This is a genomic window from Algoriphagus sp. UBA3586, assembly GCF_002376385.1.
Lineage (GTDB): Bacteria > Bacteroidota > Bacteroidia > Cytophagales > Cyclobacteriaceae > Algoriphagus > Algoriphagus ornithinivorans.
The window spans coordinates 48,737-65,226 of record NZ_DFMT01000046.1 but is presented as its reverse complement, the minus strand read 5'-3'; the positions used below and the strand labels follow the sequence as shown (position 1 = coordinate 65,226).

The following is a 16,490-nucleotide window of genomic DNA, read 5'->3' as shown; positions in this document are numbered from 1 at the left end:
GTTTCGGAGAAAATGTGCGACCTGCCTGCCGCAGGCAGGGATTTCATCTGAACTCTAAAAACAAATTATAAACGGATGAAAAAGCTTTTAATAGTACTAGCAATTCTTTTCAGTGCTCAGGCCTCTTTTGGTCAGCAAGCTGGGAAATTCAGAATGGGATTAGACCTGGGGCCCGCAATCCCTGATGGAGGAGGCTTAGGTTTTTTGGTCAACTTAGAGCCAAAAATCAATGTGGCAAATAATATGAACATTGGCTTAAGACTAGGAATCGCTGGCTTAGCTAGGGAAGTAAGGTCTTTTGATGATTTTCAACAATATGAAGGCGAAATTTCTGCAAATGCTTCGTTTGCTGGCACTTTTGACTATTACTTCAATAATGGAGGAAGCAATTTCGCCCCTTATATTGGAGTTGGTTATGGTTATTACACCCTAAGTGCAGTTGATTTGGGTTCATCCTCCTCTACCCCGGATTTCGACAATTTAGATGCTGAATACAAATGGGCACCAATGGTTCGAGCTGGAATCGAATTAGGTAAATTCAGGATGGGAGCAGAGTACAATTTCGTTCCAGTAAGTGACCTTCAAGATACCAGTGGAAATATAATAGGAGAAGCCTTGAATCAATATTTTGGGTTTACATTAGGATTCTATGTAGGCGGAGGAAGGTGGAGAGGCCTTTGAAAGGATAAAGTGAGAAGTTTGAAAGCTGGAAAGTTGGAGTTTGGCAATAAAAAGTCTCTCGCAGAGGCGCAGCGGCGCAGAGAAAAGGTGGGTTAAAATTTCTCGCATCAAAGAGGAGGCATTTTATCTCCCACAAAGCTTTGAATAAGTGAAGAAGAGTGGGAGCTGGTAGTTAAGTGTTATTGGTTATTAGTTCTAAGCTCCTCGTTCCATTCCAAAAGCAACTTTTAGATCATGATTAATGCCAATAAAATCCTTGCGGAATTCTTAGCGGTCTCTGCGGCTTCGCGGTGAATAAATTTAAAGTGGAGTGTTTAAAGTCTCTCGCAGAGGTGCAGCGGCGCAGATAAAAGGTGGGTTAAAATTTCTCGCACCGACAAGTTATAAGGTACTTGATCCATTCCATAGCTAACTTTTAGTTTAAGATTAATGCCAATAAAATCCTTGCGGAATTCTTAGCGGTCTCTGCGGCTTTGCGGTGAATGAATTTAAAGTGGAGTGTTTAAAGTCTCTCGCAGAGGCGCAGCAGCGCAGAGAAAAGGTGGGTTAAAATTTCTCACACCGACAATTTATAAGGAACTCGTCCCATTCCATAGGCAACTTTTTGATCATGATTAATGCCGATAAAATCCTTACGGAATTCTTAGCGGTCTCTGCGGCTTTGCGATGAATGAATTTAAAGTGGAGTGTTTAAAATCTCTCGCAGAGGCGCTGCGGCGCAGAGAAAAGGTGGGTTAAAATTTCTCGCACCGACAAGTTATAAGGTACTTGATCCATTCCATAGCTAACTTTTAGTTTAAGGTTAATGCCAATAAAATTCTTGCGGAATTCTCTGCGGCTTTGCGGTGAATAAATTTAAAGTAAAGGCTTTAAAGTCTCTCCCAGAGGCGCAGCAGCGCAGAGAAAAATGGGGGTCAAAATTTCTAAGACCAAAATGTCGGCTTATAATCTCCCGCAAAGCTTAGAAGAAGTAAAAAAGAGTGGAAGCTGGAATTTAAGTGTTATTGGTTATTAGTTATAAGTTCTTCGTTCCATTCCTAATGCAACTTTTAGATAGTGATTAATGCCAATAAAATCCTTGCGGAATTCTTAGCGGTCTCTGCGGCTTTGCGGTTGATGAATTTAAAGTGGAGAGTTTAAAGTCTCTCGCTGGCAGTTTAGAAAAAATAAAAGCTGAAGTAAGAAAGTTAATCTCCGCAAGGAGAATGAAAATAAAAAACGGCTGTTGTGAAATACGCAACAGCCGTTTTTTTTGATTCAAACTGATTAATTTCTGGAACCTGCCAATAAATACAGGACTGCCATTCGGACAGCAACTCCATTTTGAACCTGCTCCAAGATAATGGAATGCTCGGAATCCGCAACATCAGATGCTAATTCCACTCCTCTATTTATAGGACCTGGATGCATAATGACAATTTCTTTATCCAATTGCTCCAGCAACTTCTTATTGATTCCATAATACAGTGAATACTCCCTCAAGCTTGGGAAATATTTGATCTGCTGCCTTTCCAATTGAATTCTTAGCACATTGGCCACATCGCACCATTGCAAAGCTTTTTTCACATCCAACTCCACCTTTACTCCTAAGCTTTCAATATGCTTGGGAAGCAAAGTAATAGGTCCACAAACCATCACCTCAGCACCAAGTTTTTTCAGACAGAAAATATTGGATAGCGCTACTCTTGAATGTAGGATATCTCCTATGATTGCAACTTTCTTCCCGGCCAAATCCCCCAGTTTCTCTTGGATAGAAAATGAATCCAATAGTGCCTGAGTTGGATGCTCATGGGTTCCATCCCCCGCATTGACAATATTGGCATTGACATTTCTGGATAAAAAATGTGGTGCACCGGGACTGCTATGACGCATGACCACCATGTCCACTTTCATGGACAGAATATTATTTACCGTATCAACTAATGACTCGCCTTTTTTGACCGAACTATTACTGGAGGAGAAATTAATCACATCAGCAGAAAGTCTTTTTTCAGCTAATTCAAAGGAAAGCCGGGTTCGTGTAGAGTTTTCAAAAAAGACATTCGCTATGGTGATATCCCGCAGAGAAGGCACTTTTTTGATTGGCCTATTGATAACTTCTTTAAAATTTGCGGCAGTTTCAAGGATCAAATGAATATCCTCCGGGGTGAGATTTTTGATTCCTAAGAGGTGACGAGTGCTGAGTTGTGACATGCTTAGCTTTTTACTTTCTCTGTGATCCAAACTGCATTTTCTGTTTGTCCCTGATTAGCCCATTCTACCACTACGTATTGGCTATCCAGTGTATTGACCCTGATGCCATAATAATCTGGCATGATGGGATAGTCCCGGGTGAGTTTCCTATCTACCAAGACCATCAGTTCTACTTTCTGTGGCCTTCCAAAGGCGATCATAGCATCCATAGCTGCTCTCACAGAACGTCCTTTGTATAATACATCATCTACTAGGATGACTTTTTTACCCTCTACCAGGAAATTAATTTTTGTTTCGTTGGCTTTGAGGGGAAAATCTCTTCTTCGAAAATCGTCCCTGTGAAAAGTGGCGTCCAAATAGCCGAAAGGAACTTTCACTCCTGAGATCTCTTCCAAAATCGGAGCCAGGTGATCCATGAGGATACTTCCCCTGGGCTGCAATCCCAGCAGGACTGTATTTTCGAAATTATCATGATTTTCAATCAACTGATGGCAAAATCTGCGGAGAATAATCCCTATTTGCTGTTGATCTAAGACAAGCCGTTTTTGCATGGGTGTGATTTGCGGGTAAATATAAAAAGAAAATCTACTCTTGCCCTTCTTCAGGCTGATACAAATCCCCAGCGACCATTACTTTGCTTAAAAAAAACACCTCTTTGCTAGCACCTGATCCATCTTCTTTCTGATATCGAATCCTCTGAGTACCAGTCAATAAGTAAAATCTTCCAAACCAGTGAGAAATGCTTAAAGTCTCCATATTATTTTCAGCGATCCGCTGGGTCTCGTCCATCAACTCTATTTCAACCTCCAGATTGTCAAAAACTTTCTCCCCATTTTTGAAGTAAGCCAAACGGATTTCATCATCCCGAACATAGGCATGGTAAAATTCATCCCCGATTACTGCGATGTCCCCAAAAGCCATTCGGATTTCAGTATTCAGGTCATCAAAAGTGGCAGCATTATCCCAAATCACCTTTCCATCTTTGCCTAACTTGATGAAATGCGCCGAAATGTAACTGTACTCAGGTTGCAATTGATTGAACTGAGGAGACCCCAGCCTATTCATATAAATAGGGTCAAAAATATTCTGACCAAACCGATTAAAACGATCATATCTATACATTCCCATTGGGGAATAAGGAGTGCGGAAATTACCGCGGGAATTTATAATGTTATAGTGATCAAAATAAACATAATAGGCCTCCGGAGTCTCTATAGCCTGTCGGATAGAGTACACGTTACGAATGCTTGGAACTCTATTTTTCTCAATATTGCGCATCACTTCCCGATCTTTTCTGGCTTTAGACCTTTCATTCAGGTAATTGAAAAAATTAGGGAAATCTTCCAAGGTGTATAGTTTGGTTTCAAACTCCCCGAATTCATTAATATCCATCAAATACATCCCTTGGTAATAATCTCTTCTCTCCAATCCAAAGGATCCAATCATAGTCTGCTGATATCCTCGCATCGGTAAAAGCAAGGCTTCCATAATTTCCTGATCTGGATCTCCAAATTGATTGACCTTGATATCCCGCAGAAGATTTCCTTCCAAATCATAGGTATTGATAATGATTTCCCTTTCTCTATATTGCCCTTTTCGACTCAGTACCACCTGAAATGATTCGATTTCAGGCATTTTTCGTATTTGCAGAATTTGGGTGTCATTTCCATAAATTCCCTGTAGCGTATGCACACTTTTGTCATCCAAGTCATATACCTGAACAGCAGGCCGGGTATCAGCAACTCCCATTACAATGACGCTGTTATTTTGAACCAAAAACTCAGCGAGTTCCATATCCAAAAGATTGCTCAGCCCGTATTCAAAGCCCTTTCTAGTGGATAAATCTATTCTTAAAACGTAGCGTTCACCGGTGGTAGAATAACCTCTTTGAAACAAAACATGGAAAAAATCACCTTCCAGATCAAACCCTACCATATCAAAACCATCCCTGACAGGCAATTCGATCAGCCCATCTGTATTCAATTCCAAATCGGAAATAAAATATTGAAAGGTCCTCCTGTTATTGAAAGCCTTTTTAGAAAGAGTCCTGAAAGAAATCAGTCCTTGATTTGTAGGAATGGTTTCAAAAAGAGGATCAAAAAAATCAGTCTCTACTTCAAATCTCGCCACATACTCCACTTGTGCAAAAGATTTAAAGCCTAAAAAAAGAATTAAAACCAATACGAAAAGCTGCTTCATTTTGACATTTTTAAAATCGTTTCAAACTCTTCCTTACTCATAGGCAAAACAGATAATCGGCTTTGTTTTAACATGGGCAATTCCGAAAGCGAATCTTCTGATTTGATTTGGGAAAGAGTAACAGGCTTATTTAATTTTTGATGAGCCTTTAAGTTAACAGCCACCCAAGCCTCGTCTTTTGGGTCGGGAAATGCACTTACGGATACTTTAGCTATTCCTACGACTGCCTTCTCCTTTCCACTATGATAGAACATCACTGCATCCCCTACCTCCATTTCTTTAAGGTAATTTCTAGCCTGATAGTTTCTGACTCCATCCCAAACGTCTTCCCCTTTTCCCTCAAAATCCTCCCAAGAATAGGAGTTTGGTTCGCTTTTCACCATCCAATAGTTCATGTGCTTTCCATTTATATTAGTAAATCTGATAATCCTCAATCACGCCAGTTATCCAATTTTCATTGCTTGACTGATTTGAAGACCGAAGACCGAAGCAAGCTTAAATTGAACTCTCACCTGGCATTCATGCCAACTAATTCCCCTTATCATGAAAAGCATGGATGCATAATTACCAATTTTCATAAGCCAGCTACTTATCTCTCTCCAAAAGCTTAAGTTACCTGATCAGGCTTTAATTTGAAACAATATTTCTGCACTTTTGTCTGATATGTATCACGAAAAAGAAAAGATTTTGGACCATAAAACTATCCTGAAGAAAATCAAGCTCTGTATTCAATTAATGGAGCTACATGATGAAAATCCTTTCAAGATCAGAAGCTATCAATCTGCCCTGAATTCATTGGAAAGAGGGGATGCTGATATCATGGAAATTTCAGAAAGTGAGCTTTCAAAAATCCCGGGTGTGGGGAAAAGTATTTTGGAAGCCATTGTTTCTTTGAAGGAAACAGAAACTTTCAGTACTCTGGATGAACTGATAGAAAAAACTCCGGAAGGAATCTTGGAAGTTTTGCAAATCAAAGGTTTAGGTCCTAAGAAAGTTAAAACCCTATGGGAGGAATTAGGCATCACTTCCACCCATGAACTAATGGAGGCCTGCCAAAGTGGTAAAGTGGCTAAAATCAAAGGATTTGGAGAAAAAACTCAGGAAACCATTATCCAAAATCTAGAATTCAAGGCATCCAATGCTGGAAAATGGCTTTATGCTGATGTTGAAGAGAGCATAGAATCCTTGACAAGCGAACTACAAAAAAGCCTGAATTCATCAGAAGTTGTTATAGTTGGAGACTTTGCCCGAAAAATGGAAATCATTGCTTCGGCTGAATGGCTGATAGGCACCTCAGATATTTCTCAGGCAAAATCTCAATTTAAAGCAATCGAAGCATTTGAATTGGATAAAAGCCTTTCAAGCCCTTTTGTTTGGAGAGGAAAAGTTAAGGACTTGGATCTAAACTTTGGAATCCATTTCAGTGATCTGAATAATTACCCATCAAAAAAATATGCTCTCAGTGCCTCCGCTGAGCATTTGAAAAGCTTGGTGGATGAGAAGGAAACTATTGCAGAAAAGCTGGCAAAAAATGGCTTCAAAAACGATGAAGAATTTTTCTCTCAAATAAATCTACAGTTTATCCCAGTAGAGATGAGAGAAGGCTATGATGAAGTGAGTCTGGCGAAAGAACAAAAAATTCCAACTCTTTTGGAGGAGAAAGATCTAAAAGGTATTCTTCATAATCACTCCACCTATAGTGACGGAAAGCATAGCCTCAGACAGATGGCCGAATATTGCAAAGAGTTGGGCTATGAATATTTGGGGATTTCTGATCATTCCAGAACAGCTTCCTATGCCGGTGGGCTGGAAATAGAGAAAGTCCAAAAACAGCATGAGGAAATTGACCAACTCAACAAAGAATTGGCGCCTTTCAAGATCTTCAAAGGTATAGAGTCGGATATATTAGGAGATGGCAGCTTGGACTACCCTGAGGATGTGCTGAAAAGCTTTGACTTTATAGTTTCCTCGGTACACTCTATCCTTAATATGGATATCAAAAGAGCAACAAAACGATTACTGACTGCAATTGAAAATCCATATACCACCATCCTTGGGCATCCAACCGGAAGATTGCTCTTGAGAAGAGAAGGTTATCCTATTGATCATAAAACCATCATTGATGCCTGTGCAAAAAATAAGGTTGTCATAGAAATCAATGCCAATCCATGGAGATTGGATCTGGACTGGCGCTGGGTTCGCTATGCCATGGATCAGGGGGTAATGCTATCCATAAACCCGGATGCCCATGAAATGGATGGCTACGCAGATATGAAATATGGAGTTTTGGTTGGAAGAAAAGGAGGATTAACCAAGGAGATGACACTGAATGCATTGAGTTTGAAAGAAATTCAAGAGTATTTTGACCATAAAAAGGGCTGAATTTTCACTCAAGCTTAATCTTTGGAAATGACCTATTCTTTTTCCATCATGAATCTCTAACTTCGCTTCCTTTAATATAAGTAATATGAAATGGACTGACCAGCCGGAAGGCGTACTTCTTCAACGATCATTTATTTTTGGAATAACAGGTATTGTATTGGGCACTCTATCCATTTTCAATACCAATTTTCAGTTTTTGGAAGCTCCTATGGGGCCTTTAAATGGAGTGGCTATTCTACTTCAAATGATCGGCTTGAGCTTGGCAGTCTTGGTTTTGAGGAAAAGAAAAGTTCTCAAAGAAAATCTAGAAAAAGCCAAAGTGATGACCATGATTTTGAGTGTAGCTTTGTTGTTTTTTATTTTATCAATCTGATAGTTTTTTTTGGAAAACAATTTTAAAATTGCTGGCGTAGAAGTCCTTATCTAAATAAACCAGTAATGAAAAAAATATTGTTATCAGCCGCTTTAGTAGCGGCCTTCTGCTTGAATTTAAAAGCTCAAGAGGTTTCTAGCCAAGCATCATTTTCTGAGTTCAAAATTATCACTGTCGTGGAATCCATAGTTCCCATGGGTCTTGGGCGTTCCAGAATTATTGACAGTCAGACACAGGTAGATGCTTCCCTATTTACCACAGAAAGAACAGATGGCAAAACCAGTAAACAAAAGGAAATAGACCGGGCAGATATCAAAGTAAATGAGCTGGAGGAAACCAAATTATTAAACTTCTTCAGTGCTACCGGTATTAATTTTCAAAATATCGCTTCCAACGATGCGGTAATCGCTTCAAAAATCAACAGCATGCTTGCACAGGGATGGAAACTCACTTATGTGACTTCAGGAGTGGAAAGCAATGCTGGAGCTGAGGATGGTCAAGGGATTTTTATTACCCGACTCTTCTTTTCCAGATAGCAAAAATAAACCCCGATCCTATTTAGAATCGGGGTTTCATTTATTCAGAGGATTTTTACTCCTCAGCTTTTTCTTTCTTTTTCACAGTGATAGTCAATTCAGAACCCTCACCGTCATAATCGGCGGTGATGATATCTCCCTCTGACAAATCACCTTTCAGGATTTCTTCAGCCACAGCATCTTCCAGATATTTCTGAATAGCTCTGTTTAATGGTCTTGCACCATATTGCTGATCATATCCTTTATCAGACAAGAATTCCTTGGCCTTCTCGGTCAATTCAATCTTGTATCCCAAATCAGTGATTCTGTGGAAGAGTTTGCCCAAAGAGATGTCGATAATTTTGAAGATATGCTCTTTATTCAAGGAGTTGAATACTACCACATCATCTAATCTATTCAGGAATTCTGGACTAAATGCCTTTTTCAAAGCAGACTGAATGGTAGATTTCATAATCTCGTCCATATTGTCCTGCTTCGCCTTGTTGGCAAAACCAATTCCAGCTCCAAAATCCTTCAAATCTCTGACACCAATATTAGATGTCATGATGATAATGGTATTCCTGAAGTCAACTCTTCTACCCAATCCGTCGGTCAAGATACCGTCATCCAATACTTGCAATAAGATATTGAATACATCTGGGTGAGCTTTTTCAATCTCATCCAAAAGGACTACTGAATAAGGCTTTCTTCTGACTTTCTCAGTCAATTGTCCACCTTCTTCATATCCAACATATCCTGGAGGGGCTCCTACCAATCTGGATACGGAAAACTTCTCCATATACTCAGACATATCAATTCGAATTAAGGAATCTTCCTTGTCAAATAGGTAGGTCGCCAGCATCTTTGCCAACTCTGTTTTACCTACACCGGTAGGACCCAGGAAAATAAAGGAACCGATTGGCTTTTTAGGATCTTTTAGACCAACTCTCGTTCTCTGAATAGCTTTCGTAAGCTTCTTGATAGCTTCATCCTGCCCGATAACTTTTCCGGCAAGCTCCTCATTCATATTGAGCAATTTCGCTCCTTCATTCTGAGCAATTCGCTTTGCAGGAATTCCAGTCATCATGGCAATTACCTCAGCCACATTGTCCTCGTCTACGGTAAATCTTTTGGACTTACTTTCTTCTTCCCATCTTACTTTAGCGACTTCAAGTTGCTCAAGAAGTTTCTTCTCTTTATCTCTCAATTGAGCGGCTTCCTCATACTTCTGAGATTTTACCACTCGATTTTTCTCATTTTTGATATCTTCTACCTCAGCCTCGAGCTTTAGAATATCTTCCGGCACATGAATGTTGTTGATGTGCACTCTAGCTCCAGCTTCATCTAGAATATCAATCGCCTTATCAGGTAAGAATCTATCAGAGATGTACCGGTCAGATAATTTGACGCATGCCTCAATAGCCTCCTCTGTGTAGTTGACATTATGATGATCTTCATACTTGTCTTTGATATTATGAAGAATCTGCACAGTCTCTTCCGGAGAGGTAGCATCTACCATGACCATCTGGAATCTTCTCGCCAAAGCACCATCCTTTTCGATGTATTGACGATATTCATCCAAAGTCGTAGCTCCTATACATTGAATTTCTCCCCTGGCTAATGCCGGCTTGAACATGTTGGAAGCATCCAAAGAGCCTGATGCTCCTCCTGCTCCAACGATAGTGTGAAGCTCATCGATGAACAAGATCACATTTGGTGACTTTTCAAGCTCGTTCATGACGGCTTTCATTCTCTCCTCAAACTGACCTCTATACTTCGTACCTGCCACTAAAGAGGCTAAATCCAAAGTCACGACACGTTTGTTGAATAAGACACGAGATACTTTTTTCTGTACAATTCTCAAGGCAAGGCCCTCTGCGATGGCAGTTTTACCTACCCCAGGTTCACCTATAAGTATTGGGTTGTTTTTCTTTCTTCTGGAAAGAATTTGTGCAACACGCTCTATTTCTTTTTCCCGTCCTATAATTGGGTCTAGCTTATCATCTTCCGCCATTTTGGTCAAATCACGGCCAAAATTATCTAAAACTGGAGTGCGGGATTTTTCCGCACCGGCTTTAGAAGAGCCTGATCCACCGCCTGGAGAACCGAACAATTTAGAACCATCATCATCTGAATCTTCTGCTTCAGCTTTTGATCTCGGACTCATTCCCGGATCAGACTGCATTTCCAGCATTTCTTTGACAGCTTCGTAATTGATGTCAAACTTGTTCAAAATCTGTGTGGCAATATTTTCTTCATCCCTCAAAATGGAAAGCAACAAATGCTCTGTACCAATTAATTGGCTCTTAAAGATTTTTGCTTCCAAATAAGTTATTTTCAATACCTTCTCTGACTGTCTGGTCAGAGGTATATTGGCCATGTTCTTCACATTGTGATTTGCTGTACCTTTGACGGCACGTTCGATCGCCGACCGAAGTTCGTCCAAGGGTACGCCCAATTTTTTAAGAATGGAAACAGCTACACCTTCCCCCTCACGAATCATCCCTAATAAGAGGTGCTCCGTACCAATATAATCATGTCCCAGGCGAAGAGCTTCTTCGCGACTGAGAGAGATCACCTCTTTGACTCTGTTCGAAAATTTTGCTTCCATTTAATTCCTTTCTGATTGTTTAATAATCCTGTACGTATGTTACCGAATTTGTTTTAAAAACACAATCCTTTTGAGGATTGTTCATTGTTTTTTTGCAGACTTTAAGAGGAATTTTTTTGCTGCGGGTCCCTCGCAAAGGAGCAAATCCAGTACGGAGAGGTTAGGCTCAAAGTCTAAGCCAAAAAGTTGGGTATAAGGCTCCGCCTGATAATAATTTCTGTTCGAAAAGTGCTCTGAGGGCTTTATTTGACCTCTTATGTCCCAAGCATCTGGCAATTCCTCAGCTTTTTCAAGCACCTGCACTTTGACAGATAGCTGCAAAAGTTTAAGACAGATTGTCAGGAATTTATAATTTAAATCCCATAAAGAGGGGATTTCTTGCTCGTAAATACTTTCGATGTATGGAAAAAAAAATTCAAAAAAAGGTGCCTTCCCGTAGGCACTTTGGATTCCCCGAAGGTGAGTAGCCAGCCATTTTTGGTTGTAATCAATCTGAATTTCTCCCAATGGTAACCTAGGTCGCCTTCCCACTATTGGGATAGAAAGTGTCTCTACTTTATTACTGAGAAGAATCTGAGTTCTGTTGAAGTATGATTTTCTCTGATAGGTATCAAAGGGAGAAATGTAAAGTGTCTCGCATTGTGAAATAGCTGAAAAAAATTCCAGGTTGGGCAAATAAAAAAGGTCGGCAATAATTTGGCGCATGATTTTCTTAGGATGAGAAAGCGAAATTGAAGTCTTTTTCCGATTTAAAAAAAGGAAAGGTTTCTAAAATAAGTCCTCAACATTTCCCAGACCTTCCCTAATTACTTCCACTTCATCGCCTGTACAATTTAAAATAGTTGAGGCTACATTTTGTCCGTAGCCACCGTCAATAACCACATCTACCAAGTGCTGATATTTCTCGAAAATCAATTCAGGATCCGTGCTATATTCTACTACCTCATCTTCGTCGTGAATGGATGTAGTAAGAATAGGCTGCCCCAATTCCTGAACCAAGGTTCTCGGAATATTATGATTGGGAACACGGATACCCACCGTCTTTTTATTGGAATGGAGGATCTTAGGAACTGTCGAATTAGCTTCCAAAATAAAGGTGAAAGGTCCCGGAAATGCCTTCTTCATCATTTTGAAAACCGGCTTAGTAATCACTCTTGTATATTGAGCAATATCGCTCAAATCAGCGCAAATGAAAGAGAAGTTATGCTTTTTTGGGTTGATCCCCTTGATCTTAGCGATACGTTCAATTGCCCTTTGATTAGTAATATCACAGCCCATACCATAGACTGTATCCGTAGGGTAGATTACTACTCCCCCATCTCTCAGGATTTCTACTATTTCCTTAACCTTTTTAGGTTCGGGATTCTCTTCGTACAGACGTATAAATTCAGCAGGCATACTTAAAATTAATAGTTCTTTTGAATGGATTCCCACTTTCTACTTAGTTCCTGCACAATGGGAATATCAGCTTGTGCCCAATTTACTTCAAAAAGTTCACTTGAACCTAGCCAGCGGTATGCAGCATGCTCTGAAAGTATCAATTCGCCTGCTTTGTAAGAAGCCAAAAATGGAATCAACTGTATGGTTTTCCCCCGTTGGTAGGAATGCTCGGAGGAATCCCAGCTTTCCAATAAATCAATTTCTATGTTCAGTTCTTCTTTGATTTCTCTATGAAGGCAGTCCTCAGGACTTTCCCCTGATTCTACCTTTCCCCCTGGAAACTCCCAAAATCCGGGTAGATTCATGGATTCAGACCGCTGTGTTGCCAAAACCTTGCCTTCAAATAAAATTATTGCACAGGTGACTGGTATGATCATCAGGAGTTCTCTTTCCTATTCAATTGATCAATAAAGTTATCACTAAACCCTACTTGGACAAATTCAATTTTCCCGTTTTCATCTATAATATAAAAGGTAGGATAACCGGAGACTTTATAGGATTTGCCCAATTCACTAGCTCCCACAAGGACAGGAAAAGGAATAGAATTAGATCGAAGGTATTTTTCCATCAGTTCTTTGCTGTCAACCGGATTGATGTATAATGGAACCAAATTTGAGTCAAAGGCAAAGTCTTCGTCTTTGAATTTGTTAATTGCAATTTTACACCATCCGCAATTTATCATAGAGAAGTCCAATAGCACCCTTTTTCCTTTGAGCCCTGATAATCTGACAGGATTACCCTCCATATCAAGCAATTCAAAATCAGGCGCCTTTTCCCCTACCTCCAAAGGCAGTCGAGTTTCAGATTCCTGCTCCGTCTTACTTACATAAGTGCTCGGAATTTCTAAGGTCAACTCTTCATTTCCTTCAGAAAATTTATAATCAGAAAAGTAAATCTCTATCAATTGATTCCTTTTCCCATGATGGTACAAACGTCTGCTATACCAAACCGGAATAGCATTAGAGGGATTAATAAAAAGGTGATTTTCAAGCAACACTTTGGTTTTATCAATCGTGGTATCCATTTCGATCTGTAAGTAATCAAAATAGATTTTATTGTCAACGATGGTATCTTTTACAAAGGACCAGCCTTCTTTTTTCATCAAGCCTAATGGAGAAAAAGAAAGAAAGCTATTATTGTGAAATGTATTGATAAAGTTGAGAGAATCTTGCTCAATGGAAGTGATTTTCACGGTTTTCTTTTCATGATCAATAGACTGCAGTACTCCTCCCCAATACGCGAAAGTATAATTATCTCTCTTTCCTATATAGGCATAGTCAAAATATTCATCCTTTATTTTTTTGGCCTCAAAACCACTGAAAGTAGTATCAAATTCATGGAAATTGGGGTTTTCCCAAACCATTTTGGATTGAAAAGATAATCCTTGAGGATTGAAAATTTGAGTTTTTGATTCTTCCCAGATCTGATCGGGAGTTTTTGGAGTTTCACAGGAAAAAACTGCAACCAAGGCAAACAAAAGGAAATACAAACGCTTAATCATAGTATAAAAAGATGTTTTAACAAGATAGTTAGGAATTTCAAATTCTATAAGCATTAACCATATTTTGTTCGATAGAAAAAATAGACCCATTGAAAGTTTCTACTAAGCGTTTTAAAGCTATTTCCTATTTTTGCCCATATGATCGCCGACAAAAAGAAAAAATTACTGCTCATTCTGATCATCACTTTCTCCGTATTGGGAATTTCGATGACCTTCTATTTCTATCAGGTATTCTTCAGTCCCAATACTTTTTCGGAGCCTGATCAACCCATTGCTCTAAGAATACCAAGCAATGCCAATTATAAATATGTAGCTAATAAGCTGTATGATGATCAAATCATCAATGATGCGGTCAGCTTTGCTTTTGTAGCTAAGGTTCTTGGCTATCAGGAACTAGTCAAGCCGGGACTCTACACGATCAAACCTAGAATGACGAATCTGGAATTGGTGAGACTGTTGAGGTCAGGAAGACAAACTCCGGTTCGAATTACTTTTAATAATGTGCGAACCAAAGAGGATTTGGCGGAAAAAATTTCTGATAATCTAGAAATGCAAGAGGATCAGTTTCTTGCTTTACTTCAAGACTCCGTTTACATCAGAAAATTCGATTTTAACGAGGAAACCATCATGAGCATGTTTATCCCCAATACTTATGAAGTTTGGTGGAATACATCTCCGGAAGCCCTTTTCGATAGAATGTATAAGGAGTATAATGATTTCTGGACGGATGAAAGAAAAAAGAAAGCAGCAGAATTGGGTTTGAATCCGAAGGAAGTTTCAACCTTAGCCAGTATTGTTCAGGCAGAAAGTCAGAAAAAGGATGAAAGAGCAAAAATTGCCGGCGTTTATCTTAATCGCTTGAAGTTGAATATGCCTTTGCAGGCTGATCCAACGCTGGTTTTCGCCTTAGGAGACTTCTCTCTCAAGAGAATCCTCAATATCCACAAAGAAACTGAAAGCCCTTACAACACCTACAAATACGCAGGTCTTCCTCCTGGACCTATTAATCTTCCAGACATCAATTCTTTGGATGCTGTCCTGAATTATGAAGACCATGATTATCTATACTTCTGTGCGAAGGAGGATTTCTCAGGCTATCATGCTTTTGCAAAAACCTTATCAGAGCATAATGCGAATGCCAGACGATATCAGGCCGCATTGAATGCAGCAAAAATATTTTAAGATGTATCAAGCCGAAACACAAATCCGGGTAAGATATGCCGAAACAGATCAAATGAGCTATGTATACTATGGCAATTATGCCATGTATTTTGAGGTAGCTAGAGTGGAAGCTATGAGAAGTGTAGGTTTTTCCTACAGACAAATGGAGGAAGAGGGAATTATGATGCCGGTTTTAGAAACCCATTTTCGTTATCTAAAGCCGGGTAAATACGATGAGCTTTTGACCATCAAAACCCAGATCCCTCAACTCCCGGGAGTGAAAATAAGATTTGAGTATCAGGTTTTTAATGAGGCCGATGAGCTGATCACAGAGGGCTGGACTACCTTGGCTTTTTTAAAAAAAGTAAGTCATCAACCCACTAGACCTCCTCAAAATTTATTAGCTTTATTGAAACCCTATTTTTAGAATTCCTTATCTGTGGTTAAAAAAAGGATAAAAAAAGCACGTAAAAGATTCGATGATTGGCTGTTAAGCTTAAAAAATGTCCATCTAGGAGATCCGTATAAAAATGTCTACGACCTAGGAAATATTTTTATCCAGCAGCTTCAAAAAGATGATATCAATGAAAGAGCAGGTTCAATGGCTTTCAGCTTTACGATTGCTTTGTTCCCAACCATGCTTTTTTTATTAAATCTTGTTCCTTATTTGCAGGATTTTGTTCCCTATGTGACTACAGAAAATATATTACTTTTTGTGCAGGAGAGTTTACCCGGGGAAATATACAGTCAGTTGGAAACCACGATTATGGATATTGTATCCAAACCCCGACAAAGCTTATTATCTATCGGTTTCTTTTTCGCACTATTTGCCAGTACTCAAGGGGTGATGTCTATGATGATGTCTTTCAACTCAGTGTATCAAACCAAAGAGAGTAGAGGTTTTTTCAAAAGCCGTGTAATTGCCATCAGTATCGTGGTTGCTTTAGTGTTGGCGATTTTCGCAGCCAGTACAATTATGATTTTGGGCTCAATTGTCATCACCAGAATTGAGGAAATGCAGTTATTCAATTCTGACTTCTTAATTTTCTTATTCAATAGCTTAAAGTTTTTGGTTCTATTAGCCGTTTTTTACTTTACGACAGCATTTGTATTCAGGCATGCTCCAGCGATACATGATAAGTGGCATTTCTTTTCAGTAGGTGCTAACATCGCAGGTCTATTGATTACTTTAGCTTTTTACGGATTTACCTTTTATCTGAATAATTTTGCCAGCTACAACAAACTTTACGGTTCTATCGGAACATTGATTGGTTTGATGCTGTGGTTGTATATCACTTCTCTGATTATCCTCATTAGCTTTGAAATTAATGTGACGCTTGACTTGATAGAAGAAGACAAAAAGAGAATGGAAGATAAACTTCTTCGAGAGGCCGGACCAGAGAATATTGATTAGACTCGTTAGAATGGGTATTT

16 protein-coding genes are annotated in these 16,490 nt (G+C 39.3%); 7 read left to right on the top strand and 9 right to left on the bottom strand.

The features are described 5' to 3' along the window. Window positions 1-75 precede the first annotated feature (75 nt). Window positions 76-681: an outer membrane beta-barrel protein gene (locus B2906_RS16705; RefSeq protein ID WP_219958137.1), complete on the top strand. Its 606-nt coding sequence runs from the start codon at window positions 76-78 to the stop codon at window positions 679-681. A 1,266-nt stretch (window positions 682-1,947) separates the two neighbouring features. Here B2906_RS16705 and B2906_RS16700 read toward each other — a convergent pair. From B2906_RS16700 to B2906_RS16685, 4 genes are read right to left on the bottom strand one after another with little or no spacing between them, the layout of a single operon-like run. Continuing rightward, a complete protein-coding gene (locus tag B2906_RS16700) occupies window positions 1,948-2,874 on the bottom strand; it encodes an aspartate carbamoyltransferase catalytic subunit (RefSeq protein WP_219958136.1) in 927 nt (308 codons plus the stop codon). A gap of 2 nt (window positions 2,875-2,876) precedes the next feature. Beyond that, window positions 2,877-3,425, bottom strand: coding sequence for a bifunctional pyr operon transcriptional regulator/uracil phosphoribosyltransferase PyrR (gene pyrR / locus B2906_RS16695; protein WP_219958135.1), 549 nt, complete (start codon window positions 3,423-3,425; stop codon window positions 2,877-2,879). Between the two features lie 34 nt (window positions 3,426-3,459). Next, the gene (locus tag B2906_RS16690; RefSeq protein ID WP_219958134.1) at window positions 3,460-5,073 is read right to left on the bottom strand and encodes a hypothetical protein; all 1,614 of its coding nucleotides are present in this window, start codon (window positions 5,071-5,073) and stop codon (window positions 3,460-3,462) included. After that, window positions 5,070-5,468: an EVE domain-containing protein gene (locus B2906_RS16685; RefSeq protein ID WP_219958133.1), complete on the bottom strand. Its 399-nt coding sequence runs from the start codon at window positions 5,466-5,468 to the stop codon at window positions 5,070-5,072. Before B2906_RS16685 ends, B2906_RS16690 begins: the two co-directional genes overlap by 4 nt. A gap of 268 nt (window positions 5,469-5,736) precedes the next feature. On the opposite strand from B2906_RS16685, the gene B2906_RS16680 reads away from it, so the two are divergent. The 3 genes from B2906_RS16680 (at window position 5,737) to B2906_RS16670 (ending at window position 8,364) form a co-directional block, all read left to right on the top strand. Further along, window positions 5,737-7,455 carry a DNA polymerase/3'-5' exonuclease PolX gene (locus B2906_RS16680; RefSeq protein WP_255590501.1) on the top strand — a complete coding sequence of 573 codons (1,719 nt, stop codon included), beginning with the start codon at window positions 5,737-5,739 and terminating at the stop codon, window positions 7,453-7,455. A gap of 85 nt (window positions 7,456-7,540) precedes the next feature. Then, entirely contained in the window at window positions 7,541-7,828 is a 288-nt protein-coding gene (locus tag B2906_RS16675) for a hypothetical protein (RefSeq protein WP_091655031.1), read from the top strand. 65 nt (window positions 7,829-7,893) lie between these two features. Then, window positions 7,894-8,364, top strand: coding sequence for a hypothetical protein (locus tag B2906_RS16670; RefSeq protein ID WP_175557926.1), 471 nt, complete (start codon window positions 7,894-7,896; stop codon window positions 8,362-8,364). Window positions 8,365-8,419: 55 nt separating this feature from the next. Here B2906_RS16670 and B2906_RS16665 read toward each other — a convergent pair whose 3' ends face one another. The 5 genes from B2906_RS16665 to B2906_RS16645 form a co-directional block, all read right to left on the bottom strand. Then, complete coding sequence (locus tag B2906_RS16665; RefSeq protein ID WP_219958132.1) at window positions 8,420-10,954, bottom strand: ATP-dependent Clp protease ATP-binding subunit; 2,535 nt, start codon at window positions 10,952-10,954, stop codon at window positions 8,420-8,422. An 81-nt stretch (window positions 10,955-11,035) separates the two neighbouring features. Further along, window positions 11,036-11,659: a WbqC family protein gene (locus tag B2906_RS16660; protein WP_219958131.1), complete on the bottom strand. Its 624-nt coding sequence runs from the start codon at window positions 11,657-11,659 to the stop codon at window positions 11,036-11,038. A gap of 63 nt (window positions 11,660-11,722) precedes the next feature. Continuing rightward, entirely contained in the window at window positions 11,723-12,352 is a 630-nt protein-coding gene (locus tag B2906_RS16655; protein ID WP_219958130.1) for an L-threonylcarbamoyladenylate synthase, read from the bottom strand. 8 nt (window positions 12,353-12,360) lie between these two features. Continuing rightward, window positions 12,361-12,771, bottom strand: a complete 411-nt coding sequence (locus B2906_RS16650) for a (deoxy)nucleoside triphosphate pyrophosphohydrolase (RefSeq protein ID WP_286941866.1) — start codon at window positions 12,769-12,771, stop codon at window positions 12,361-12,363. Further along, a complete protein-coding gene (locus B2906_RS16645) occupies window positions 12,771-13,895 on the bottom strand; it encodes a peroxiredoxin family protein (protein ID WP_286941864.1) in 1,125 nt (374 codons plus the stop codon). Before B2906_RS16645 ends, B2906_RS16650 begins: the two co-directional genes overlap by 1 nt. Window positions 13,896-14,033: 138 nt before the next feature. Here B2906_RS16645 and mltG point away from each other — a divergent pair, with 138 nt between their 5' ends. From mltG to B2906_RS16630, 3 genes are read left to right on the top strand one after another with little or no spacing between them, the layout of a single operon-like run. Continuing rightward, the gene (gene mltG, locus B2906_RS16640; RefSeq protein ID WP_286941861.1) at window positions 14,034-15,077 is read left to right on the top strand and encodes an endolytic transglycosylase MltG; all 1,044 of its coding nucleotides are present in this window, start codon (window positions 14,034-14,036) and stop codon (window positions 15,075-15,077) included. A gap of 1 nt (window position 15,078) precedes the next feature. Continuing rightward, complete coding sequence (locus tag B2906_RS16635) at window positions 15,079-15,483, top strand: acyl-CoA thioesterase (protein WP_219958126.1); 405 nt, start codon at window positions 15,079-15,081, stop codon at window positions 15,481-15,483. A 12-nt stretch (window positions 15,484-15,495) separates the two neighbouring features. Next, the gene (locus B2906_RS16630; RefSeq protein ID WP_219958125.1) at window positions 15,496-16,470 is read left to right on the top strand and encodes a YihY/virulence factor BrkB family protein; all 975 of its coding nucleotides are present in this window, start codon (window positions 15,496-15,498) and stop codon (window positions 16,468-16,470) included. Window positions 16,471-16,490 lie beyond the last annotated feature (20 nt).

What these genes read in the sequence shown, in the direction of transcription:
- B2906_RS16635 (WP_219958126.1), top strand. Translation starts at nt 15,079, where the DNA reads ATGTATCAAGCCGAAACACAAATCCGGGTAAGATATGCCGAAACAGAT.
- B2906_RS16675 (WP_091655031.1), top strand. Translation starts at nt 7,541, where the DNA reads ATGAAATGGACTGACCAGCCGGAAGGCGTACTTCTTCAACGATCATTT.
- B2906_RS16685 (WP_219958133.1), bottom strand. Translation starts at nt 5,468, where the DNA reads ATGAACTATTGGATGGTGAAAAGCGAACCAAACTCCTATTCTTGGGAG.
- B2906_RS16690 (WP_219958134.1), bottom strand. Translation starts at nt 5,073, where the DNA reads ATGAAGCAGCTTTTCGTATTGGTTTTAATTCTTTTTTTAGGCTTTAAA.
- B2906_RS16665 (WP_219958132.1), bottom strand. Translation starts at nt 10,954, where the DNA reads ATGGAAGCAAAATTTTCGAACAGAGTCAAAGAGGTGATCTCTCTCAGT.
- B2906_RS16700 (WP_219958136.1), bottom strand. Translation starts at nt 2,874, where the DNA reads ATGTCACAACTCAGCACTCGTCACCTCTTAGGAATCAAAAATCTCACC.
- B2906_RS16670 (WP_175557926.1), top strand. Translation starts at nt 7,894, where the DNA reads ATGAAAAAAATATTGTTATCAGCCGCTTTAGTAGCGGCCTTCTGCTTG.
- B2906_RS16660 (WP_219958131.1), bottom strand. Translation starts at nt 11,659, where the DNA reads ATGCGCCAAATTATTGCCGACCTTTTTTATTTGCCCAACCTGGAATTT.
- B2906_RS16650 (WP_286941866.1), bottom strand. Translation starts at nt 12,771, where the DNA reads ATGATCATACCAGTCACCTGTGCAATAATTTTATTTGAAGGCAAGGTT.
- B2906_RS16645 (WP_286941864.1), bottom strand. Translation starts at nt 13,895, where the DNA reads ATGATTAAGCGTTTGTATTTCCTTTTGTTTGCCTTGGTTGCAGTTTTT.
- B2906_RS16655 (WP_219958130.1), bottom strand. Translation starts at nt 12,352, where the DNA reads ATGCCTGCTGAATTTATACGTCTGTACGAAGAGAATCCCGAACCTAAA.
- pyrR (WP_219958135.1), bottom strand. Translation starts at nt 3,425, where the DNA reads ATGCAAAAACGGCTTGTCTTAGATCAACAGCAAATAGGGATTATTCTC.
- B2906_RS16705 (WP_219958137.1), top strand. Translation starts at nt 76, where the DNA reads ATGAAAAAGCTTTTAATAGTACTAGCAATTCTTTTCAGTGCTCAGGCC.
- mltG (WP_286941861.1), top strand. Translation starts at nt 14,034, where the DNA reads ATGATCGCCGACAAAAAGAAAAAATTACTGCTCATTCTGATCATCACT.
- B2906_RS16680 (WP_255590501.1), top strand. Translation starts at nt 5,737, where the DNA reads ATGTATCACGAAAAAGAAAAGATTTTGGACCATAAAACTATCCTGAAG.